18 protein-coding genes and 1 tRNA gene are annotated in these 21,838 nt (G+C 47.6%); 16 read left to right on the top strand and 3 right to left on the bottom strand.

The window, feature by feature from the left end; all coding sequences use genetic code 11:
* Positions 1-54: 54 nt before the first annotated feature.
* The 4 genes from B2U97_RS11960 (at position 55) to tgt (ending at position 4,317) form a co-directional block, all read left to right on the top strand.
* Positions 55-735, top strand: coding sequence for a TIGR00153 family protein (locus B2U97_RS11960; RefSeq protein WP_011235435.1), 681 nt, complete (start codon positions 55-57; stop codon positions 733-735).
* A gap of 14 nt (positions 736-749) precedes the next feature.
* Positions 750-2,021: an inorganic phosphate transporter gene (locus tag B2U97_RS11955; protein ID WP_286823180.1), complete on the top strand. Its 1,272-nt coding sequence runs from the start codon at positions 750-752 to the stop codon at positions 2,019-2,021.
* A gap of 93 nt (positions 2,022-2,114) precedes the next feature.
* The gene (gene queA / locus B2U97_RS11950) at positions 2,115-3,170 is read left to right on the top strand and encodes a tRNA preQ1(34) S-adenosylmethionine ribosyltransferase-isomerase QueA (protein ID WP_286830538.1); all 1,056 of its coding nucleotides are present in this window, start codon (positions 2,115-2,117) and stop codon (positions 3,168-3,170) included.
* Positions 3,171-3,201: 31 nt separating this feature from the next.
* Positions 3,202-4,317, top strand: coding sequence for a tRNA guanosine(34) transglycosylase Tgt (gene tgt / locus B2U97_RS11945; RefSeq protein WP_016341397.1), 1,116 nt, complete (start codon positions 3,202-3,204; stop codon positions 4,315-4,317).
* On the opposite strand, the gene B2U97_RS11940 is transcribed toward tgt, so the two are convergent.
* Positions 4,293-5,621 (bottom strand): serine/threonine protein kinase, encoded by a 1,329-nt coding sequence (locus B2U97_RS11940; RefSeq protein ID WP_286823218.1) that lies wholly within the window; start codon positions 5,619-5,621, stop codon positions 4,293-4,295. The genes tgt and B2U97_RS11940 overlap by 25 nt on opposite strands.
* Before the next feature lie 210 nt (positions 5,622-5,831).
* On the opposite strand from B2U97_RS11940, the gene B2U97_RS11935 reads away from it, so the two are divergent.
* The 7 genes from B2U97_RS11935 to B2U97_RS11905 all read left to right on the top strand — a co-directional run bounded on the left by B2U97_RS11935 (position 5,832) and on the right by B2U97_RS11905 (position 13,039).
* Entirely contained in the window at positions 5,832-6,590 is a 759-nt protein-coding gene (locus B2U97_RS11935) for a glycosyltransferase (protein ID WP_114981666.1), read from the top strand.
* 56 nt (positions 6,591-6,646) lie between these two features.
* Positions 6,647-6,862, top strand: a complete 216-nt coding sequence (gene rpsU / locus B2U97_RS11930) for a 30S ribosomal protein S21 (protein WP_011235429.1) — start codon at positions 6,647-6,649, stop codon at positions 6,860-6,862.
* A 139-nt stretch (positions 6,863-7,001) separates the two neighbouring features.
* Positions 7,002-8,747: a DNA primase gene (gene dnaG / locus B2U97_RS11925; protein WP_114981667.1), complete on the top strand. Its 1,746-nt coding sequence runs from the start codon at positions 7,002-7,004 to the stop codon at positions 8,745-8,747.
* A 102-nt stretch (positions 8,748-8,849) separates the two neighbouring features.
* Positions 8,850-10,679 carry an RNA polymerase sigma factor RpoD gene (gene rpoD, locus B2U97_RS11920; RefSeq protein WP_034822133.1) on the top strand — a complete coding sequence of 610 codons (1,830 nt, stop codon included), beginning with the start codon at positions 8,850-8,852 and terminating at the stop codon, positions 10,677-10,679.
* A 25-nt stretch (positions 10,680-10,704) separates the two neighbouring features.
* Entirely contained in the window at positions 10,705-11,481 is a 777-nt protein-coding gene (locus tag B2U97_RS11915; RefSeq protein WP_011235426.1) for an amidohydrolase family protein, read from the top strand.
* Positions 11,482-11,499: 18 nt separating this feature from the next.
* Positions 11,500-12,918 carry a sensor histidine kinase gene (locus tag B2U97_RS11910; RefSeq protein WP_034822135.1) on the top strand — a complete coding sequence of 473 codons (1,419 nt, stop codon included), beginning with the start codon at positions 11,500-11,502 and terminating at the stop codon, positions 12,916-12,918.
* A gap of 45 nt (positions 12,919-12,963) precedes the next feature.
* A tRNA-Ile gene (locus tag B2U97_RS11905) sits at positions 12,964-13,039 on the top strand.
* 99 nt (positions 13,040-13,138) lie between these two features.
* Here the strand turns inward: B2U97_RS11905 and B2U97_RS11900 are convergent.
* Positions 13,139-14,080, bottom strand: coding sequence for an NYN domain-containing protein (locus B2U97_RS11900; RefSeq protein WP_034822182.1), 942 nt, complete (start codon positions 14,078-14,080; stop codon positions 13,139-13,141).
* Positions 14,081-14,332: 252 nt separating this feature from the next.
* Positions 14,333-15,259 (bottom strand): DMT family transporter, encoded by a 927-nt coding sequence (locus B2U97_RS11895; RefSeq protein WP_272990513.1) that lies wholly within the window; start codon positions 15,257-15,259, stop codon positions 14,333-14,335.
* Between the two features lie 99 nt (positions 15,260-15,358).
* Here B2U97_RS11895 and B2U97_RS11890 point away from each other — a divergent pair, with 99 nt between their 5' ends.
* From B2U97_RS11890 to B2U97_RS11870, 5 genes are all read left to right on the top strand, one after another.
* Entirely contained in the window at positions 15,359-16,264 is a 906-nt protein-coding gene (locus B2U97_RS11890; RefSeq protein ID WP_272990509.1) for a LysR family transcriptional regulator, read from the top strand.
* Positions 16,265-16,391: 127 nt separating this feature from the next.
* Complete coding sequence (locus tag B2U97_RS11885; protein WP_272990507.1) at positions 16,392-16,931, top strand: hypothetical protein; 540 nt, start codon at positions 16,392-16,394, stop codon at positions 16,929-16,931.
* A 19-nt stretch (positions 16,932-16,950) separates the two neighbouring features.
* Positions 16,951-18,234: a hypothetical protein gene (locus tag B2U97_RS11880; protein ID WP_286823177.1), complete on the top strand. Its 1,284-nt coding sequence runs from the start codon at positions 16,951-16,953 to the stop codon at positions 18,232-18,234.
* Positions 18,235-18,255: 21 nt separating this feature from the next.
* Positions 18,256-19,689 carry a tetratricopeptide repeat protein gene (locus B2U97_RS11875; protein WP_286830536.1) on the top strand — a complete coding sequence of 478 codons (1,434 nt, stop codon included), beginning with the start codon at positions 18,256-18,258 and terminating at the stop codon, positions 19,687-19,689.
* A gap of 41 nt (positions 19,690-19,730) precedes the next feature.
* Positions 19,731-21,713, top strand: coding sequence for a PEGA domain-containing protein (locus B2U97_RS11870; RefSeq protein WP_286823175.1), 1,983 nt, complete (start codon positions 19,731-19,733; stop codon positions 21,711-21,713).
* The last annotated feature ends 125 nt before the right edge of the window (positions 21,714-21,838 follow it).

Below are 21,838 nucleotides of genomic sequence, written 5' to 3'. Positions count from 1 at the left end.
ATTTCGCTAACATTCGCCGCAGCTAACATCGGCTGAAAAAAATCGGATAATGTTATGTCAGTGAACTCATTTCTTGGGGTATTTGCAAAGTCCCCTATTAAACCGATGATTGAGCACATGGACGAAGTGCACCGCTGCGCTTATGCGCTTAAAGATTTCTTTAAAGCGGTTTATTCGAAGGATTGGAAAAGCGCAGAAGTGGCTCGTGCAACCATCGTAAAACACGAATCAACCGCGGATGATATGAAGCGTAAAATCCGTTTGAACCTTCCCAGTGGCTTATTTATGCCTGTAGAGCGAGCGGACTTGCTTGAGCTGGTTTCTCAGCAGGACAAAATTGCCAATAAAGCCAAAGACATCTCCGGTCTGGTTACGGGGCGTGAGTTGATTATCCCGGAACCACTGATTAAAGATTTTGATGCTTACTTAAACCGTTGTCTGGATGCGACCGATAAAGCCCGCGAAACCATCGGCGAGTTTGATGACTTGCTGGAAACTGGTTTTAAAGGACGCGAACGAGACCTTGTCGATAACTTCATTATAGAACTTGATGCCATTGAAGCCGACACCGATCAACTTCAAATTAAACTGCGTCAGGATCTACGTAAAATCGAGCTCGATATGAACCCTGTAGATGCGATGTTCTTATACCGTATTCTTGACTGGGTTGGCGACTTAGCCGACCTGGCTGAACGAGTCGGTGCACGTTTCGAACTAATGCTAGCGCGCGTCTAAGCGGAGTCTGATTTATGGATATTATTTCTAGCTATAGCGTCCTGCTTATCGGGATGGCCGCGGTTTTCGGTTTCTTTATGGCCTGGGGTATCGGCGCAAATGATGTTGCCAATGCTATGGGTACCTCCGTTGGATCCAAGGCGCTGACCATAAAGCAGGCGATTGTTATCGCAATGGTTTTTGAGTTTGCGGGGGCTTACCTGGCGGGTGGTGAGGTTACCTCAACCATTCGGAAGGGGATTATTGACTCGGCTTACTTTGTCAATCAGCCAGAACTGCTTGTGTTCGGTATGATTTCAGCGTTATTAGCTGCCGGGTTCTGGCTCTTAATTGCCTCTTATCTTGGCTGGCCGGTATCAACCACTCACTCCATTATTGGTGCCATTGTTGGTTTCTCTGCTGTCGGCGTTAGCATGGAGTCGGTACAGTGGGCAAAAGTCGGGGGGGTGGTTGGAAGCTGGGTCGTCACTCCGGCCATATCCGGGTTCATTGCTTACCTCATATTTATGAGTGCACAGAAGCTCATTTTTGACCGCTCTAATCCGTTAGCAATGGCCAAGCGTTATGTTCCTTACTATATGGGGTTAGCGGGCTTTGTGTTGTCGCTGGTCACCATCAAAAAAGGTCTTAAGCACGTAGGGCTGAATCTTGGCAGCATTGAAGGTTTCCTGTGGGCATTAGGTATTGCGGTACTGGTGTTTGCTATCGGAAAGTTTGCCATTGGACGTCTTAAATTTAACCCCTCAGACGACAAAGACATGCACTACACCAACGTAGAGAAAGTCTTTGCAGTACTGATGGTGGTCACTGCCTGTGCGATGGCTTTCGCGCATGGCTCAAATGACGTGGCTAACGCTATTGGTCCTCTTGCTGCAGTGGTGAGTGTGGTAACCAGCGGTGGTGATATTGGCAGTAAAGCGACATTGGCCTGGTGGGTTCTGCCTTTAGGTGCGGTTGGTATTGTTGCTGGTCTGGCTATGCTGGGTAAACGTGTTATTGCCACCATTGGTAATGGTATTACGCACTTAACCCCCAGTCGTGGTTTTGCGGCGGAACTTGCTGCTGCGTCAACCGTGGTTCTTGCCTCAGGTACCGGGCTACCCATATCAACGACTCAAACGCTAGTCGGCGCGGTATTGGGTGTCGGCATGGCGCGCGGTATTGCCGCTCTGAATCTTGGTGTTGTTCGCAACATCGTTATTTCGTGGGTGGTTACCTTGCCGGCGGGTGCCATTATGTCGATTATTTTCTTCTACATTTTAAAAGCAATTTTCGGCGTAGCATAAACTTGCGATAAACGGGCAGCCTGCAACAGTGACAGGCTGCCTACTTTCCAGTAAAATCCGCGCTTCACTACATCTCGCAATTACAGCACGGATATGTCAGATACCAATCATTCTACTTTAAAAGTCAGTGACTTTTCATTTGAGCTACCCGATGAGCTTATTGCCCGCTATCCGCAGGAGCAACGTAGTGCCAGTAGGTTGCTCTCGGTAAAAGCCAGTGAAAACAGCATTGAGCATAAACACTTTAAAAATATTGTGGATGAGATAAACGCCGGTGACTTGTTGGTGTTTAATGACACCCGGGTTATTCCTGCGCGTTTGCTGGGCGAAAAAGTGTCCGGTGGTAAAGTCGAGGTTCTGGTCGAGCGACTACTGGATGACCATAGGGTGCTTGCGCATGTCCGTGCTAACCGCGCTCCCAAAGCGGGTGCTGAATTGCTGTTGGAAGGCCACGTAAAGATAACCATGCTGGCGCGCCACGACGCACTCTTTGAACTGAAGTTTGAACATGACAAGACGGTACTGGAACTGCTTGAGCAATACGGGCATATGCCTTTGCCGCCGTACATTGACCGTCCGGATGAAAGCTCTGATAAAGAGCGTTACCAAACCGTTTATAACCGCGAGCCGGGTGCTGTTGCTGCCCCTACCGCCGGTCTGCATTTTGACGACGAGATACTGCAACAGCTGCGCGATAAAGGCGTGAACTTTGCCTATGTGACTCTGCACGTAGGCGCCGGAACCTTCCAGCCGGTTCGTGTTGAAGACATTAACGACCATGTAATGCACAGTGAGTACGCCAAAGTCAGTGCTGAAACCTGTCATGCCATTAAGCAAACCAAGGCTGAGGGCGGCCGGGTGGTGGCGGTTGGTACAACCTCCGTTCGCTCGCTCGAGTCAGCTGCTCAGGCTTCAGAGTCAGAAGACATTGAACCGTTTTTTGATGACACCGATATTTTTATTTATCCGGGTTATGAATTTAAAGTGGTCGATAGCATGATAACCAACTTTCACCTGCCCGAGTCCACGCTCATTATGCTGGTTTCGGCATTTGTTGGTCGTGATTTAATTATGAAGGCTTATAATGAAGCCATTAAAGAGCGCTATCGCGTTTTTAGCTACGGCGACGCCATGCTGTTACAGCGCTAAACTTAATACACTGAAGTGAATACTTATGACAATGAAATTTGAATTAGACAAAACCAGTGGTCGCGCGCGTCGTGGGCGCATGGTATTTGAACGTGGAACCGTAGAAACGCCAGCGTTTATGCCGGTAGGTACTCTGGGTACCGTAAAAGGTATGACACCAGAAGAGGTAAAAGACACCGGCGCACAAATCTGCCTGGGTAATACCTTTCACCTAATGCTGCGTCCGGGGACGCAAATTATCCAGCAGCATGGCGACTTGCACGACTTTATGAACTGGGACAAGCCTATTCTGACCGACTCCGGCGGTTTTCAGGTGTTCAGTCTGGGTGAGCTTCGTAAAATTACCGAAGAGGGCGTGACTTTCCGTTCGCCCATTAACGGTGAGAAAATACTGCTGACCCCGGAAAAGTCTATGCAGGTTCAACGCGAGCTGGGTTCAGATATTGTCATGATATTTGATGAATGCACGCCGTTTCCTGCCACGCAGGCAGAAGCACGCAGTTCAATGGAGCTTTCGTTGCGCTGGGCCGAACGCTCTAAACAAGAACACGGTGAGAGCAAAGCCGCGTTGTTCGGTATTATTCAGGGCGGCATGTACGAAGAGCTGCGCGATATTTCTCTGAAAGGTCTGACCGATATCGGGTTCGACGGTTACGCTATTGGTGGTTTGTCGGTAGGTGAGCCGAAAGAAGATATGATGCGCATTTTAGAGCACACTGCGCCGCAAATGCCCGAGCAAAAACCTCGCTATTTAATGGGTGTGGGCAAGCCGGAAGACTTAGTTGAAGCCGTGCGTCGCGGCATTGATATGTTCGACTGCGTTATGCCAACGCGTAACGCGCGTAATGGTCACTTATTTATTAGCACTGGCGTAGTAAAAATTCGTAATGCAGTGCACCGTACAGACACCTCTCCGCTGGATGAAAACTGCGACTGCTACACCTGCAAAAATTATTCGCGGGCGTATTTGCACCATTTGGATCGTACCAATGAGATGTTGGGGTCACGCCTGAATACCATTCATAACCTGCGCTTTTATCAAAAAGTAATGAGTGATATGCGCGACGCACTGGATGCCGGTACTTTTGATGACTATGTAAAAGAGTTTTACCGCTTAAGAGATCAATCCGTCCCGGCACTGGACTGAGACTTATCGATTTCAGTACGTAATTGCTGGTAGCGATCGACATCAGGCTGGTGCTTGATCGCTGCTTCTACTGAACTCAGCGCAGATGCTTTCCATCGTTCAACTAAATGTGGTTGTTCGCTATTAAGTTCAGCGAGACCTAAATACATTTCTGCCCGCAAATAATGGGCAGCCGCTTTTTCTTCATAGATATCCGGGTTACCCAGTTCATTAATGGCATTAAGCAGCATAGTCGTGCGTTGTGAGCGGGTAAAAATGTTGTCTGAACTTAGCACAAAATGAGCGCGTTCAGAGTGGTACTTCAGCAGCTCAGGACTGCTTGCTACAGCGTCGTCGAAGTGGGTAAGCGCTAACTCAGCCTGCTCCGCTGCCTGTTGAAGCTGGCCGCCGTTGGCAAGATGTCGTGAATAATGAGCAAAAACAAGCGCATGTGCGTATTGGTTCTGTTCAACCGAGTAACCATCCAGCAAATGTCGGTTTGTCTGCTCCCGCAAAAAAATGAACAAGACAAAAATAATAACCAAAATGGCAGCACCACCAGCCCCCAGCCAGAAGAAACGTTTTCTTAACTGATAGTTTCGGAGCCAGCCATCAAGCTCCTGCTGAAGCTCACGGCAATGTTGAAAGCCCTCGTTCGGTTCTGCGGAGAGTGCCTTCTTTATTATGCGACTGAGTTCGGCAGGAAGTCGGTTACGGTGCGCTATTGGACGCAGAAAAAACTGCTCCGGCTTCATGTTGGTCAGTAACGACAAAAGTAACGCGCCCAGTTGGTATATATCGCGCTTAATGGTTGTGGGTGAACTCGGTGCCGCAATGCTCAAATCTACCAGAACCGCGGAATTATTGCTCTCGCCTTCAGCATTGTCTGCTGAGCGGATCATAATGTTCTGGGCGGTAATATCGTTGTGAGCGTAACCGGCCTCGTGCATACGACAAACCCCGTCAGTAAGAGATTTAACCACTTTGGCGGCGTCATAAACAGACAGGCAGCTGCGTTGCTTGCTTAAAGGTTTGCCTTCAATGTACTCAAGCACCATAAACAGTGAAGAGGAAGAAACTTCCGGTTCGCCAACATCAAACACGCGGCAAAGAGCAGGGTGGTCAACACTGGATAACAAACGCGCTTCATTTACCAGCCTGTGGCGGCTGACAATAGAGGGCGAGCGGGCAAACTTAATCGCAACCGTGCGTTTTAAACGCTGGTCGTAGGCTTTATAGACCAGGCCACTACCACCTTGTCCCAGCAATTTTATTGACTGGTAACGCGCTGGTATTGGATAGGGAAAATTGTTGTCCGGATGCACTTCAGCCAAACTCGTATCCTTACTACTTAAGCTCAAATCCAGTCTAACGATGACAAACACCAAACAACAGGTTTTGAGGAAGAGCTTACAGTGTATGCATTAAATGACGTCAATTGACATCAAATAAAAATAATTAGTCTGTGGCTTAAAAAACCTTAGATATAAGCTATGATGAGTTTCATAAAAATAATAAAGCAGGGGTTAACACTGATGCGGGAGAACAGCGATGTTTTGGCAAACAGTGGATTCAGGCAGTCCGTCGAAGTCCAGATTAAAGATAAGCAGAGCTATAAACGCTTAAATATGACGCTGGTGGGTCAACAGCATCCCGATTATCTTATTCTGGAACTTTCCAGACAGTATTGCTGGCAAGATATCTTGCCAATGCTGGCTACAGAAAAGAATGTTGCAATAAAAACGGTCTCTCCAAAAGGCGAGCAGGTAACCGGCGTGGTCGACATTCTCCACATTACTCAATACCCACAAAAACTTTTGTTTGTCAGTTACCCCAGAAATGCCAGTGTGGAAATTCTGCGGTCGTCACCAAGGGTTGGCGTAAATTGCGATGCAAGACTCCAGCTGCAGCTAAAAGATAAACTCGGTGAGCCTCTTACCGGTAAAATTGTGGATATTTCCAATAAAGGCATCGCATTTAATTACTTTGGCACCTCGCCGGTTAATATCGAGGACAGCAGAGGCTTAGAAGCTGAAGTCAGAGTCAAAACAGACGACGAAACCATTTTGCTTCAGCAATTGATAACCCGAAGTATTAGGTCGGTCGGCCCACAGTTATGGCAACTCGGTTTGTCGTACAAAGAAAAACCAAATAATTTACAGGATTTAGTCAGTACGCTTTTCCTGCACTCTACGCCAGTCCGCGAACTGCTTAGCGATAATGACCCTGGATGGGATGCTTCGGATAACACTTTACAAGGCGAATCTGAGTCGGTACAATTCAGCACCAATTGAACCCGTAGTGGTTAATTTTTAACCGAAACAGATAATTTACCCGAGGTGATTTTTTAATGCCAGTCGTTAAAGTGAAAGAAAACGAGCCGTTTGACGTAGCTTTGCGTCGCTTTAAGCGCTCTTGTGAAAAAGCAGGTGTTCTCTCTGAAGTTCGTCGTCGCGAGCACTATGAAAAGCCGACTTCAGAGCGTAAGCGCAAGAAAGCTGCTGCGGTAAAGCGTCACGCGAAAAAACTGTCTCGTGATAACGCTCGTCGTACTCGTCTTTACTAAGACCATACCTACGACAATTTGAGTGTTCACTTTTCCGTAAAGTGCTGAAAGCCGTGACTATATCGTCGCGGCTTTCGTGTTTCTGCTACTTTTTGTTTTCGCAACTTTCTTGTTTTCGCAACTTCGGTATTGAAACAATATGGCAGGCCTGATCCCCAAAAGCTTTATCCATGACTTGCTCGAACGAGCAGACATTGTTGAAATAGTTGATAGCCGCGTACCGTTGAAAAAGGCCGGTAGAAACCATCAGGCCTGTTGCCCGTTCCATAATGAGAAAACGCCGTCGTTTACCGTTAGCCAAGACAAGCAGTTTTACCATTGCTTTGGCTGTGGGGTGCACGGTAACGCTATTGATTTTCTAATGGAATTTGACGGTTTAAACTTCCCCGACGCGGTGGAAGAACTGGCCGGCATTATGGGAGTGGAGGTTCCTCGGGAACAACCGGAGAACCCTCAGCTAGCACAAAAGAAACAACAACAGATGCAGGACGACTCGGAGCTTATGAGTAAAACAGCTCGTTTTTTCCAGCATCAGTTAAAGCACCATGAAAACTCAAATCGGGTTATAGACTACTTAAAAGGTCGGGGTTTAAGCGGCGAAACGGTAAAACGTTTTCAAATTGGCTATGCACCCGACGCCTGGGACGGCCTGCTAAGCACATTTGGTAGCTCGGCCCCGCAACGCCAGCAGTTACTGGAATTAAAGCTTATTAACCGTAACGAGAAAGGCCGGCATTACGACTTTTTTCGTGACAGGGTCATGTTTCCTATTCATGACCGGCGTGGCCGGGTGGTGGGCTTTGGTGGTCGCATTATTGATGGCGACGGACCTAAGTACTTAAACTCTCCGGAAACCCGCCTGTTTCACAAAGGCAGTGAGTTATACGGTTACTGGCATATGCAACAGGCCGTAAGGAAACCAGAACAGGTTTGTATTGTCGAAGGGTATATGGACGTGGTGGCTTTGTCCGAAGCGGGCATTCACTACGCCGTTGCGTCGTTGGGTACGGCTACTACCAGTGAACAATTACAGCGTTTATTCCGTACTAGTGGCAGAATTGTTTGTTGTTACGACGGTGACCGCGCAGGCCGCGACGCTGCCTGGCGTGCATTAGAAAATGCGTTGCCACTGTTGCGCGACGGCCTGGATATGGCGTTTCTGTTCTTGCCGGAAGGTGAAGACCCAGATTCAGTTGTGCGCGAGCACGGTGCCGAAGCCTTTGAGCGTGAATTAAAAAAGGCGACACCATTCACTGAATATTTCTTCGAGCATTTACAGGCCGACATTGACGTTAGTAGCGATGCCGGACGCTCTCAATTACTGAATATTGCAAAACCCTTAATTGAGAAAGTGGCGAGTGAATATTATCGCGACACCTTAATGCAGCGGTTAGCAGAAAAGCTTCGCCGCGAAACGTCGCAACTGGAGCGTCAGTTTGAAAAGCCGCAACGTCAGTCGCGACCAAAAGAAAGCGTAAAAATGACGCCGTTACGCAAAGCCATTGCTTTGTTACTGCAATACCCGCAACTGGCGCAATCGGTTCCGGTTCGTGAGGAACTACGAGAACTGCAGGTTAGCGGCATTGATTTACTAATAGCTTTGCACAAGCAGTGTGCAGAACGCCAAATGACCACGGCGCAGGTGTTAGAAGGCTGGCGCGATACCGAGTATTACCAGCCTTTGCAGAAACTCGCGTTATGGCAACATCAGCTTGACGAAGATAACGTTGAGCAAGAATTTAACGATATATTTATTTATCTAATTGACCAATATTTTGAGCAGCGCGCGAACGCACTTTTAAAGAAAGAGCAGGAAGGTGCATTAACACGAGTTGAGCGTCAGGAATATCAGACGCTGATTCAGTATTTAAGTAAGGCAAGATAGTACATCAGGGTACGCCTTACGCTAGCTTCAAAATCAGTATTCTGATATACTATTTGGTCATTTTGGATACTCTACATTCACAGTCACAGGTGGAACGTCTGTATGCAGCAGAATCGGCAATCGCAACTTAAGGTCCTTATTGCGAAAGGCAAAGAACAAGGGTTTTTGACATTTGCTGAGGTCAATGACCATTTACCGCAGGAAATTGTTGATTCCGATCAGGTTGAAGACATTATTCGCATGATCAACGACATGGGTATTCGCGTGTTTGAAAGCGCACCCGATGCCGATGATCTGATGATGGCAGAAAGTGCTGCAGATGAAGACGCTGCCGAAGAAGCTGCGCAAGCATTAGCCTCTGTCGATGGCGAAATTGGCCGCACAACTGACCCAGTGCGCATGTACATGCGTGAAATGGGGACCGTTGAGCTACTGACTCGTGAAGGCGAAATTGACATTGCCAAGCGTATTGAAGAAGGCATTAACCAGGTTCAGTGCTCTGTTGCAGAATACCCGGAAGCCATTAACTTCTTGCTTGAGCAGTGGGACTCTTACGAAGCCGAAGAGCTGCGCTTAACCGACATTATTTCCGGATTCATCGACCCAGACGAAGTAGACGAAGCGCCTGTAGCCGCTACTAACGTTGGTTCTGAACTTCCAACCGAAGAGCTGGAAAAATCAGACGACGATGATGACGAAGACGAGGAAGAAGCGGATACTGGTATTGATCCGGAATTTGCACGCAGCAAATTTAATGCACTGCGCGAACAATACGAAGCTACACGTCAGGCGATTGCTAAGCATGGCCGTGATGGTGCCGGTGCTCGTGTTGAAATCGATAAGTTAAGCGACTTATTCAAACAGTTCCGTTTGGTTCCTAAGCAATTTGACCGTTTGGTTAAAGACATGCGTGCCATGATGCAGCGTGTTCGTGTGCAGGAACGTATTATTATGAAGATAAGCGTTGAACAGGGCGAAATGCCTAAACGCAACTTCATGAAAGCTTTTGCTACCCATGAAAACAACATGGCCTGGGTTGATAAAGAAATTGACTCTGGTGCAAGCTACTCCGACACATTGAAAGAAGTGCGCGGCGAAATTGAACGCTGTGTAAACAAGCTGGTTGATGTTGAACGCGAAACTGGCTTAACCATTGGTAAAGTTAAAGAAATTAACCGTCGCATGTCCATTGGCGAAGCCAAAGCGCGCCGTGCGAAAAAAGAAATGGTTGAAGCTAACCTGCGTTTGGTTATCTCCATTGCGAAAAAATACACCAACCGCGGCTTACAGTTCCTGGACTTAATTCAGGAAGGTAACATTGGTTTGATGAAAGCCGTGGACAAATTCGAATACCGCCGTGGTTATAAGTTCTCAACTTATGCAACCTGGTGGATCCGTCAGGCAATTACCCGTTCAATTGCGGACCAGGCGCGTACTATTCGTATCCCGGTTCATATGATTGAAACCATCAATAAGCTGAACCGTATTTCTCGCCAAATGTTGCAGGAAATGGGCCGCGAGCCACTGCCGGAAGAACTGGCAGAGCGCATGATGATGCCGGAAGACAAAATTCGCAAAGTACTGAAAATAGCGAAAGAACCTATTTCAATGGAAACCCCAATTGGCGACGATGAAGATTCGCATCTGGGTGACTTTATTGAAGACAGCACGCTGGACTTGCCAATTGACTCGGCAACATCAGAAAGCCTGCGTAACTCGGTTCGCGATGTGCTTGGTGGTTTAACGGCACGTGAAGCGAAAGTATTGCGTATGCGCTTTGGTATTGATATGAATACCGACCATACTTTAGAAGAAGTGGGCAAGCAGTTTGATGTGACGCGTGAACGAATTCGTCAAATTGAAGCCAAAGCATTAAGAAAGCTTCGCCATCCAAGCCGCTCAGAGCAGCTTAAATCGTTCTTGGATGAGTAAGATATTCTCTGACAAAGGAGGCAGCATGGGTAACAACCGTGACAATTGGCCGAAACGTATTATTGACTCGCATTTACACATTTATGATGACGAGTTTCCGCTAATTGAAAACCAAGGTCATATCCCTGAGCCTTTTTACATTGATGACTATCGTAACCTGGTACGTGGCATGCCTATTGAAGGCGGAGTCATTGTGTCAGGTTCGTTCCAGGGTTTTGAACAGCGCTACCTGAAAGCCGCGCTGGAGAACCTGGGCAACAACTTTGTGGGTGTTACCCAGTTGCCGGGAACTGTTAGCGATGAAAAAATTCAGCAGTTGAAAGAGCACGGCATTCGCGGTGTGCGCGTTAACTTGAAGCGCGGTGTGCATCGTGATATTGAAGGTATTGTTGATTTTGGTAAGCGCATTTGGGACTTAGCCGGATGGCACCTGGAAATCTATGTTGACAGCCGCGAGCTGGACGACATGGTTCCTACTCTGCTTAAACTGCCGAAACTCAGTGTTGACCACCTAGGTATGGCGAAGTCGGGCTTGTCTCAGGTTCGTCGTTTAGCCGAAGGTGGCGTAAAAATTAAAGCCAGTGGTTTTGGTCGTACTGAAGTGAATATTGAAGAGGCCATTAAAACCCTGAATGAAACGAACCCGGACGCGTTGATGTTTGGTACCGATTTACCGGGCACACGCAGTAATCGTTCATTCGAGCCTTCAGATATCACCAATATTGTGAATGCTCTGGATAGCGAAGAGGCAGTTGATAAAGTCTTTTATCAAAATGCCCGCAGTTTTTACAATTTACCTTAAAAATAGAGAGTGAGGTAAGTGCAGTCTCTCTCATCTCACACTAAACATAACCGCCGTCTGGCTATTGCGTTAATTGCAGTGGCTGTCGGCGGTTTGCTAGTTGCGTTCTGGTTTTCTGCAGGCGAAACCCTGCAGCGCAATCAAAATGCCATGAGTCGCTCCTGCCAGAATGTGCAATTAGCGGTAAATAGCCTGTTCCCTGCTTCTGAATCACCGCAACAACAAGTAGCCAACCCCGACTTAATGCATCAGGCGCTCAGCGACGCTATAGCTGACACTAAGGGCGTTAAAGGTGGTTTCTGGCACACAGCCCAAGGCTTTATGGGCTTCGCATTCCCAACCAGCGGCAGTAGCGCCTCGGAAATTGGCATTAGTAATGACGATGTTCCTATTGTTCGTTCCGCAGTACAGCGCTCTTTAGAGCAGCAACGCGAGGTAGTTTCGGTACAGTCGAATGACCGTGTGGCAACCGTGGTCGCCGCCTGCCCCGAGACCAACCATTACAACCTGGGCATTTGGCTGAAAAAAGAAGTGCAGCTGGTACCGGCAGACTTCTCTATTATTGTCAGCGTACTCTTTGTTTTGCTGGCCATTATTGGTGGCATATTGGTGGTGTGCGAGTCGGTGTTTAACCGCAACTGGCACTCTGAACGTGACCGCATTGTGGTGCAGGCCGAAGACAGCTCTCAGGCCGTTACCGTTACCACCGAGATACCAGAAATTCAGCCATTATTGCTGTTGTTGTACCAGGCGCGTCAGAAAATTCAGGCCAAAGAGCGTGAGCTTAGCCAGCAGATGAACAAAGTTATTATGGCTAACCAGAAAACCCTGGTAGGGCGCATTGCGCGCTCAATGACAGCGCTGGTATTAGCCGATTTGGAAGACATGCAGCGCAAGCTCTCAAAAATGAGTGAAGACGACATTAAGGGCAAGGTTTCGCAGCTAACCGAACTGTTTAATTCGTTTGAGAAAGTTACCTCAGAAATGGGCAATGGCAAAGCCGTGTCACTGGATGTAGAAGACTTTCTGCAGAACCTGGCCGACTACCACGAAGGCCATAGTAACGAAAAAGATATTACGCTAACCGCCATAGCAGAAAAAGGGCTGAAGCTAGAGGCTGACCCCTTACTTGTGCGTTTTGCAATGGACTATTTAATACGCCATATAATGAGCTTTGTGCCGGTAAATTCCGAAATTATGTTGCAGGCAACTGCTGAAGAAAACTTTATAAAAATTGCCGTTAGCGACGAAAGCACGGGCATAGAAGAGAAAAACAAGCATTTACTTTTCCACGCCGACGAGCTGGCACCAACCCAGTATGGCATAGGGCTTAAGGTAGTGCGGGACACACTGCACAGCCAGGGTGGCGACATCAGTTATGAAAAAGTTGATAAAACTTCACGATTTAACGTGCTGATACCCATGACAAAAGCCTAAAAAGTTCGTATAATTTGCGCCGCTTCACAGCTTCCAATCAAAAATGGCCCCTTAGCTCAGTGGTTAGAGCACCCGACTCATAATCGGTTGGTCCCCAGTTCAAATCTGGGAGGGGCCACCATTTTTAAAGGCTTTCAGTATTAGTTATTACTAATGAAAATTAGTTGGTGAGTCGATGGTTTAACTACAAGATTAATGTCGATTTAACTAACACTGTCAATTAGAGTCGTGAGCGTTTATAGGCCGCATAGGCTTGAACGTGCTGTAGAATGATTTTTAGCGAATCTTTATTGTCTAGCTGGTCGCAGGGTAAGCCGTTAATATTCTCAAGATCTTCCGATGGATAAAGTGGTTTTTCAAGCCACTTCCAAGCTTTAGCAGGACTTGCTTCTAGGGTTTTATCACTTAAAATTGATATAATTTTTTCAATTTCTTCGGGGTGCTTGAACCAGCTAAAAGGCCTTATTGCCGATTTTCTTGCGCCTCGAACGCGGCAAGGCATCTGAGACTGAGCAAGCTCACATTCATCTATAAAATGAATAGTCCAATCGGATAGGGTGCTTAAGCTATTATTGGGTTTACGGTAGTCTTCGTACCGTTTTATAGGAATAACAACACCTATTTGTATTTGACGATGACGGTTTAGTTTGTTGTATTCTCGAATTTTCTTTAGAGCAGGTACAAAGTCTGTGTCGTTCGTTACAAAAACGACTTGTTCTAGCTCTGGTTCCATCATCGCGTCGTAAACAGCTTCAAGCGCAAGGTGAACATCACTTTGTTTTTCTTCCATTTTCCAGATTTTAATGCGTTCAGAAGCGCGTGGCTCTAACTCCCTACCGTCGTTACCGTACTCTACTTTAGGGAATTTTGTTTTATCAATTGAGTAGCTACCTTTGAAGGTTTCCAGACGGTCACCCAAGTGGAGCTTGAGAGCTAAGTGATAAGCACGTTGATCATTAAGAGAATTGGAGTCAGCAGCTGCTCGTTGACTAATTTCAGCTGTGAAAAATTTAACTGCAAGCGGGTCTAACTTCGAATTCGGAGCGCCTGAGCGAGTGAGAAGTTTTTCAGATAACGAGACTGGGTTAAGCCATTTATAGGGAGTCCCCTTTAAACAGCCAAAATACAAATTGTAGCCATCGATATAAATTCTTGTTCTCAAACTTTCCATCCCTGAAATGAAAAAACCGACGCAAAGGTCGGTTCTTTCGCCCAACTCCAGGGGTCTGTATGTCGCCACGCGTGGAAGATGGGTAAGTTGTTGTATAAAGTTATACTATTAGTTGACAATCTGCAAGGTGTTTTACGTAAAATCTTTCTAGCGATCTTCGAATTTAAAAAAATCTGTGAATTGTAGTGGTCAACTAAATGTGGTCACTTAATTAGAAGCACTACTGTCACGCTAAAACACATCTCACCCCATTCGTGCAAAGCGCTGCTGTCGCCAATGAGTCAGTCGGGGCAGTAGCAGTCCTGAAATGACAACCGCCATACCAAGCAGCTGTAAACCGGTAACGTTCTGGCCAAAAGTGACGGCGGTAAGTGCGGCGAAAATGGGCACGAAGTTGAAAAACAAAGAGGCGTTTGCGGCACCAAGCTGTTTGACGCCGGAAATCCATAAAAGGTAGCCACCCACGGTGCCAAAAACACCAATAAAGAGTAAGTCGGCTAAGACAATTTGGCTTATTGCCAGGCTTTCCTGAACAGGGTGGGCTTCCGCGCTAAACGCCGCTACTACAGAAATAACGCCAAGGCCGGCTAACATGCCAATAAAGGTATAGGGGATCATAGGCATCCAGCGGCTAATACCTTGTGTTAAGTAGGTGTAGAGGCTCCAGCACAACATACCTAAAAAGATGATCTGGTCACCGTGGTTAAATTCGAAACTGAGTAAGCGTTTCAGTTCGCCGTTAGTCAGCACTAGCAACACGCCCGACAAGCAAACCACCAGGCTGAATACGGCACCGCGGGTCAGCAGCTTACGCTGTAATAAAGAGCCAATTAGCGATGTGGTTAACGGGCTTAGTGCCATAATCAAAGCGCCATTGCTGGCGTTGGTTTGAGCCAGGCCGGTGAATAGCCCTAGGTTGAGTCCGCCTACGCCTACAACTGAAACGCCAACGACCCACAGCCATTGTTTAGCTTTTAACTCGGGTATGGGTATGCGCTTCCACTTTATAAAGGCAAACAGACAAGCGGCGGCTATAGCAAAACGCCAAATAACTAACGTCAGGGCGTGAACTTCTCCCAGAGCGTGTTTGCCTACGTGAAAGGAAGCTCCCCAGAAGAAAGCGCATAATAGTAATAGCAAAACAGCGTTTGTATTGGCTGAGCGGTTCATACGTATCTCCGCAGGAAGAAACTTGAGAAAACATGGCTGACAGTGTATAGATTCTATTTACGGTATAAATAAGAGAAAATGGGAGTTAAAATTCCAAATATGAAACCTAATTACTCACTGGATGACATGCGCTGCTTCTGTATGGTGGCGCAGTATGGCAGTTTTAAACAAGCGGCGGTTGCCTTACAAATGCCGCTTTCCACGCTCAGCCGCAGAATTGCCAAGCTGGAACAAGACTTAGCGTTGCGGCTTTTTAATAGGGACGCTCACCGTGTGCAACTAACCTTTGCGGGGCAACGGTATTACCGCAGAAGTGCGCCTATTTTCGACGAGCTGGACAATGTGGCTGCGTGCCTGCAGCAAGACAGAAACGAGGCCAAGGGTACGATAAGAATTTCTGCCCCAATTAATTTCAGCGTTCAGGTACTGGTTCATCATTTTAATGCGTTTATGAAGCAGTATCCGGACATTGAGCTCGACTTAAAGCTATCAAACCAAACTATCGACATTGATGAAGAAGCCATGGACTTGGCTTTTCGCATTGGTCATCACAGCGCAACTCACTGGATTGGCCGACAGTTAACCAATATTCGTTTTGCTATTTGCGGTCCGGCAAATTTGGACGTATCCCACATAAAGGCTCCCGCCGACTTAGCCGGGTTACCCACGGTGCTGTGTTCGCCTATGCTGACCTGGAGTCTGCAGCATATTCACTCGGGTGAAAAGCAGGCTTATACGGCTACCGACAACATACGCTTAAAAGTGGATGACATGAGTTTACTGACTGAAGTGATAGCCGGTGGCATAGGTGTTGGTTTTATTCCCGACTACCACGCGCAACCTCTGCTCGAGTCGGGCAAAATTCAACACATTTTACCGGACTGGAGCAACCAGGCCCGCGGGTGTGAAATGCTCTACCGGGACAGAGACAATATTCCATATAGGGTAAGGCTGTTGATTGACTTCATGCTACAGCGTTTCCAGGGTAATGATGGAGTGATGTAAATAGCAGCAATCAGCCAGCTTCCCCGCAGAAATTTCACATTTACAGTTTATTTACATTAAGGAATATAATAACCTTAACTTGTTAAAGATAAGTAATACCCCTCAAGTCATTTTATAGGTTCCTGCCGTGGATAAAATCAGTTCATCACTCATTAACTTCTTTGCATACGCGCCCGTGTGTTTTCTGGCTGTGTTTTGCTTGAGCAGTGGTGTAGCTGAAGCGCAGGAGAAAAGCTATTCCGACTGCGCCTACATAGAGTTCGACGACGTCGACCCCAGCACTCTCACTCTGCAAGAACGCATTGCGCTTGAAGAGGCGGCGCTGTTTGCCTCTTTAGATGACTCGGCAGAGTGTATGGAAGAGGCCACTGCGTCGGCTTCCGGCAGCCTTGCTGATGCTGCCAGTGGTAGCGGTTCTGGTGCTGCAGGTGGTGCTTCGGGTTCTGCCGGCAGCTCGGGTAATAGCGGCGCAAACTCGAGTGAGCAGCAACAGCAATCTACATCAACGGCATCGGAAACTTCGGTGGATACAAAAGATCATAAGCGTGGCAACAGCGGTGGCGGCAGTTCTGCCGTATGCGACGCAGTGAAAGAAGGCATGGCTTCGGCAACAACAGAAGCTGAGAAAGAGCATTTTAAAGGCTTAATGGCTGAGTACGGATGTTAATAATTAACGGAAGAAGAACATGAATACACTAGCTCAACTAAAAAAACTAAAACGATTTTCAGTCGTTATGACGCTTTCAGCAATGTTTACATTAGCAGGCTGCCAGTCAACCCAAACGAATGTTACCAGCGTTGGCCCAAGCATGAATGGTCCGTCAGACTCTAAAGCCTTGGGCAAAGAAGAGCGTAGCTACAGTTACAACTCTAATGTTTACCTTAATGTGGCTATTCCTGTGTTTGACCCGGGTTTGCCGAAAGACAGTTCCGGCAATATTGATGATGAAGCCATAGTTGAAGAAGACATTTGGCCACAGGTACGCCGTTTAGAAGCGAACCGTTTCGCCGTAAATACCCGCGAAGCACTTTCTGACACGGAAGCCTTTGGTGCTGTGAATGTTACTCCCGATGCGAATGTCAGCGCCGATGTTTACGTCCTGGGCAAAATTAATTACTCAGATACCGAAACCGTTGAAATTGGTGTTCGTGTTATGGACGCCAGTAACCAAATTTGGGGCGAGGAAGAGTTTGAGTATCAGGTAGGCGCAGGCTTTTACCGTGACGCGTTAAGAAAAGGTGAAAACCCATACGGCCCAATTTTTGAAAGCATTGCAGGTTATGTTTATGACTTGCTAATTCAAAAGTCTGAAGAAGAGAAGAAAACCATTCAGGCGGTTTCAGATATGCGTTACGCCTCTATGTACAGTCCTGAAGCCTTTGGCGGCTACCTGGGAGAGTCCAGCAGCTTCTTCTCGAACCGCTCAACGATTACGCTGAACGGAGCTCCGGCTGAATCAGACCCAATGTATCAGCGGGTTAATGTGATTAAAGCGAAAGACCAGCAGTTTGTTGATTCATTGCAGGACAGCTACGACACGTTTTACGCAACCACTCATGACGCGTACCGTGCTTATCAGGAAGAAACCTTACCGGTTGCTATTGATATTCGCCGCAAAAAAGCAGAAAGAACCCGTGCGCAGGTTGGTGCTGGTATTTTAGCTACGGCTGCTATTTTGCTGGGTAAAAACTCAGGCTCTAGCGCGGGTCAGGTGGCCAGTGCTGCGGCAGGTTTAGGTGCGGTTTACAGCTTAAGCGAAGCAATAAAAACCAACCGTGAATTAGGCACTCAACGCGCATTGCTTGATGAAATGGGACAAAACCTGGACATAAAAGTAACTCCGCAGGTGGTAGAACTTAATGACCAGAACATTGAATTAACCGGTACCGCTGGTGAGCAATACGCGCAATTACGTGAAAAGCTGAAAGAGATTTATGATCTCGAATCAACGCCGTTAACTCAGCTTTAATTCACCTAAGGAAAGGTAACGATGTCGTCTGTTGATCAGCAAATAGCAGAAAACCGTGCTAAAAAGAAAAAAGTCATAATAACCGGTGTAATTGCCTCTGTTTTTGCCTGTTTGCTGATTGGCGTTGTCGTTACTTTGCTCGCTTATTTTCCGGTTTCGGGTAACACGCAGGTAGTCGCGGAAAAACAAGAGAAAAGCGAGCCGCAGATAAGTTCCGCTAACCAGGCAATAGACAGAAAAGCGCTGCAAACGGCCTTAAATGAGACCAATCAGCGCGTTTCTGAGCTTGTTGCTACCCCGTATATATCGACGTGGCAGCCCGCCAAAGTTGAGGCTTTTCAGGCCGACATAGATCAGGCTTTTAATGACTATGGCGCCAGTAATTACAGCCAGGCGCAAACCACTGTCGAGCAACTCAACACAGATATTACAGAGTACCAAAGCGCGTTTGACCAGGCTTATAAGCAGGCTTATGAAAACGCAGCAAAAGCCTTTGCTGCCGACGATATTGATGACGCTGCTCAGCTGAATGCTCAGGCTTTAAAGGTAAAAGGCGACTATAGCGACGCGCTGGCGTTGCAGAAACGCATAGACACCTACCATGAAGTAGCCGACCTGTATGAACAGGCAAGAGTGGGCGGTGTAGAAGGCAACATAGAGAAGCAGCGTGCTGCTTATCAACAAATTCTTAAGCTTGATCCGCAACAGCAGGATGCAAAGGCAGCCTTGGCGAAAGTGGAACAGCAAATTAAACAACAACGTTTTGCCCGTGCCTTGGCAACGGCGGTCAATGCCATTGATAAAAAAGACTTTGATCGCGCCCAGCAGGCATTAACCAAAGCTTCAGCTATAGACAACAACCGGCCGGAACTGGCAACCCTGCAGGCGCAAATTGACGCTGAACTAAAAAGTCAGGGTGTGAAGTCGTTAGAAAAACGCATTCAGGTGTTTGCCGGTGCCGACGAATGGCAGACGGTACAGATGCTGGCAGAAAAGGGTTTGGTCGATTATCCGGACAGCCGGGTTGTGCAGCAGGCTAAACAAAGCGCGGAAGAAATATTAGCCGCCAGCAGTGCGCTGGATGTTTATATTGAAAGACCGGGCCGGCTTGCTGACAGCAACATTCGCCAAAATGCCGTGAATGCGGTGTCCAAATACAGTGGGCTCACGCAATTGAGCGCAAAGCTGGGTGAAAAAATAAACCAGGTTGAGCAGCTTATTGAAAAGGAAAATCAGCCCATAGATGTGACGATTCGTTCTGACAACCGCACTTATATAAAAGTACTGGGTGTTGGTGTTGTGGGTGAGGTAAGAGAAAAAACCATCCAGTTAAAGCCGGGTAAGTACCAATTAGAAGGCCGCCGCGAAGGCTACCGCTCAACCATTGTCGATGTTGTGGTGGAGAAGTCGGGCACGCCAATTGTTATTAACGTTCAGTGTAACGAACGCGTTTAGCATAATTTAGCGTAGAATAATTAAAAAACAGGAGAGACTTCGTGGCCACACTTGACGAAGCCATTGAGAAAGGACGACGTAAACGACGGTTAATGGCTATTGGCTTCTCGGTCAGTATTCTTGCACTGCTGGTTATTTATTTTGGCTGGCTGTTTTTAACCAAAGGCTACAGTTTTACTGTAAAGCCAGCAGAAGCGGCGCAAACTCAGCGCTTTGCGGTTAATTCCGGTATTGGTTTTTTCATCGACAATAAATATTACGCGGTAGGCTCTGGTGGCCTTGTAGCCGTGTCTGCCGACAAGTACCAAAGCAAAGAAGTGCAGGTAAATGACAACAGCCCTTCAACCATTGAAGTTGAGCTGGAGCCTAAGCCGGCAAAAGTGACGATAACAACAGAGCCGGGCGCAAATAATATTGTCTGGTCAGTTAACGGTGAGCAGCGAGAAACGGCTTCTACCTTTGAGGGTGAATTCGCGCCCGGAACTTATACGGTGTCGGCCTCGCATCCGGCTTACGAACCGGCCTCAGTGGCTATTGAGGCGTTAATAGACGGTAAAGTTGAATATCAACTTCGGCTAACCCCTATTAGTGGCACTATTTCTATTAACTCCAGCCCGGCTGGCGCGTCGGTTACTCTTGATGGCAAAGAGGTGGGTTCAACGCCGGTAACTGTTGCTAAAGTGGGTGGCGACTACCCTGTGGTGGTGAATTATCCGGGGTATGAACCGGTAACGGACACCGTGTCTTTAACCGTGCGCAATAAAGAACCGAAGCGTAATTACCGTCTTCAGCCAGTGCAGGCAACTGTTAATGTCTCAGTGAACCCGAAGGGCGGCGCGTTACTGGTTAACGGCGCGCCGGCAAAAAGTCCAATTAGCGTCGATGCCAATAAAGAACATGTTATTCGTTACGAAAAGGCCGGCTACATTAAGCAAAGCCGGACAATTAAGCTGGGGCCGGCCGAAAATCAGCAGCTGACCTTTAACTTAGACCTGGAAATGGGCGACGTAGCTTTTACCTCCAACGAACCCAGCGACGTTTACATTAACGGACAAAAGCAGGGCGTAACGCCGCTTCGGACCACTTTGCAAGCTTTGCCTTCTGACGTTGAGTTTCGTAAAACCGGTTACCGTACGGTTAAGCAGGAGTTTCAGCCAAGCAGCGATCGGCTGGTGAACGTAAAAGCCGAGATGCTGCGTGAGTTTGATGCCAGAAGAAAAGAAGGCAGACCGTTGTTTGTCAGTACTTTAGGCATTGAAATGAACCGTCTGTCGCCGAAAAAATTCACTATGGGATCGCCGGTTAATGAGCCAAACCGCGGACGTAATGAGCATCAGGTGAAAGTGGATTTCTCACGGGACGTATGGATATCGCGCCACGAAATTACCGAAGCGCAGTTTGCCGCGTTTAAAGGCTCGGGTAGTAAAACCAAAATGCCGGTTACGAATGTGTCCTGGGATGAAGCTGCGTTATTTACCAACTGGCTGAGCGAACAGGAAGGCCTGCAGCCTTTTTATAAAGTCAGTAACGGTAAAGTGGTGGGAACCGATGCTAGCTCGCGTGGTTACCGCTTGCCGACTGAAGCCGAGTGGGAATACATTGCCAAAATTAATCGCAGAGCCGACTCCACTATTTACGTGTGGGGCAGCCAGGATCACCTGCGTGACAAGCAGGGCAACTTTGCCGATGAGTCTGCAAAAGGTCAGCAAACTTTCATTTTACGTGGTTACAATGACGGTTTTGCCGGTAAAGCACCGGTAGGCAGCTTTAAAGCAGAGCGCGGCGGCTTTTTTGATTTAGACGGTAACGTGAAAGAATGGGTGCACGACAGTTATACTTTGAACCCGCCCGATCTTGACCGGGTTTACACCGATTACCTGGGCGCGGCTCGCGGCAATGGGAATGTGGTCAAAGGTGCGTCTTATAAAACCGGACGCATGAAGAATATTCGTGCCAGCGTTCGCGACGGCGAAAGTGCTTCGGCAGAGGATATCGGCTTTAGAATAGCCCGGTATCATGAATGATGAGGAGAAACATCATGAAAAAACGCGTGATTTTGGGCGTCATACTGCTGGCTTTGGCCGGCAGCGCGACGGCTTATTTTGTGTCTTTGGATGCACCACAAGACTTCCCCACCAACATTTAACGC

Origin of the sequence: Idiomarina sp. UBA3176 (assembly GCF_002364295.1) — a bacterium.
Classification (GTDB): Bacteria; Pseudomonadota; Gammaproteobacteria; order Enterobacterales; family Alteromonadaceae; genus Idiomarina; species Idiomarina loihiensis.
This window is presented reverse-complemented; position numbering and strand designations above follow the sequence as displayed.

Coding starts and splice junctions, on each gene's coding strand:
- B2U97_RS11960 (WP_011235435.1), top strand. CDS start 55: ATGTCAGTGAACTCATTTCTTGGGGTATTTGCAAAGTCCCCTATTAAA.
- B2U97_RS11955 (WP_286823180.1), top strand. CDS start 750: ATGGATATTATTTCTAGCTATAGCGTCCTGCTTATCGGGATGGCCGCG.
- queA (WP_286830538.1), top strand. CDS start 2,115: ATGTCAGATACCAATCATTCTACTTTAAAAGTCAGTGACTTTTCATTT.
- tgt (WP_016341397.1), top strand. CDS start 3,202: ATGAAATTTGAATTAGACAAAACCAGTGGTCGCGCGCGTCGTGGGCGC.
- B2U97_RS11935 (WP_114981666.1), top strand. CDS start 5,832: ATGCGGGAGAACAGCGATGTTTTGGCAAACAGTGGATTCAGGCAGTCC.
- rpsU (WP_011235429.1), top strand. CDS start 6,647: ATGCCAGTCGTTAAAGTGAAAGAAAACGAGCCGTTTGACGTAGCTTTG.
- dnaG (WP_114981667.1), top strand. CDS start 7,002: ATGGCAGGCCTGATCCCCAAAAGCTTTATCCATGACTTGCTCGAACGA.
- rpoD (WP_034822133.1), top strand. CDS start 8,850: ATGCAGCAGAATCGGCAATCGCAACTTAAGGTCCTTATTGCGAAAGGC.
- B2U97_RS11915 (WP_011235426.1), top strand. CDS start 10,705: ATGGGTAACAACCGTGACAATTGGCCGAAACGTATTATTGACTCGCAT.
- B2U97_RS11895 (WP_272990513.1), bottom strand. CDS start 15,259: ATGAACCGCTCAGCCAATACAAACGCTGTTTTGCTATTACTATTATGC.
- B2U97_RS11890 (WP_272990509.1), top strand. CDS start 15,359: ATGAAACCTAATTACTCACTGGATGACATGCGCTGCTTCTGTATGGTG.
- B2U97_RS11880 (WP_286823177.1), top strand. CDS start 16,951: ATGAATACACTAGCTCAACTAAAAAAACTAAAACGATTTTCAGTCGTT.
- B2U97_RS11875 (WP_286830536.1), top strand. CDS start 18,256: ATGTCGTCTGTTGATCAGCAAATAGCAGAAAACCGTGCTAAAAAGAAA.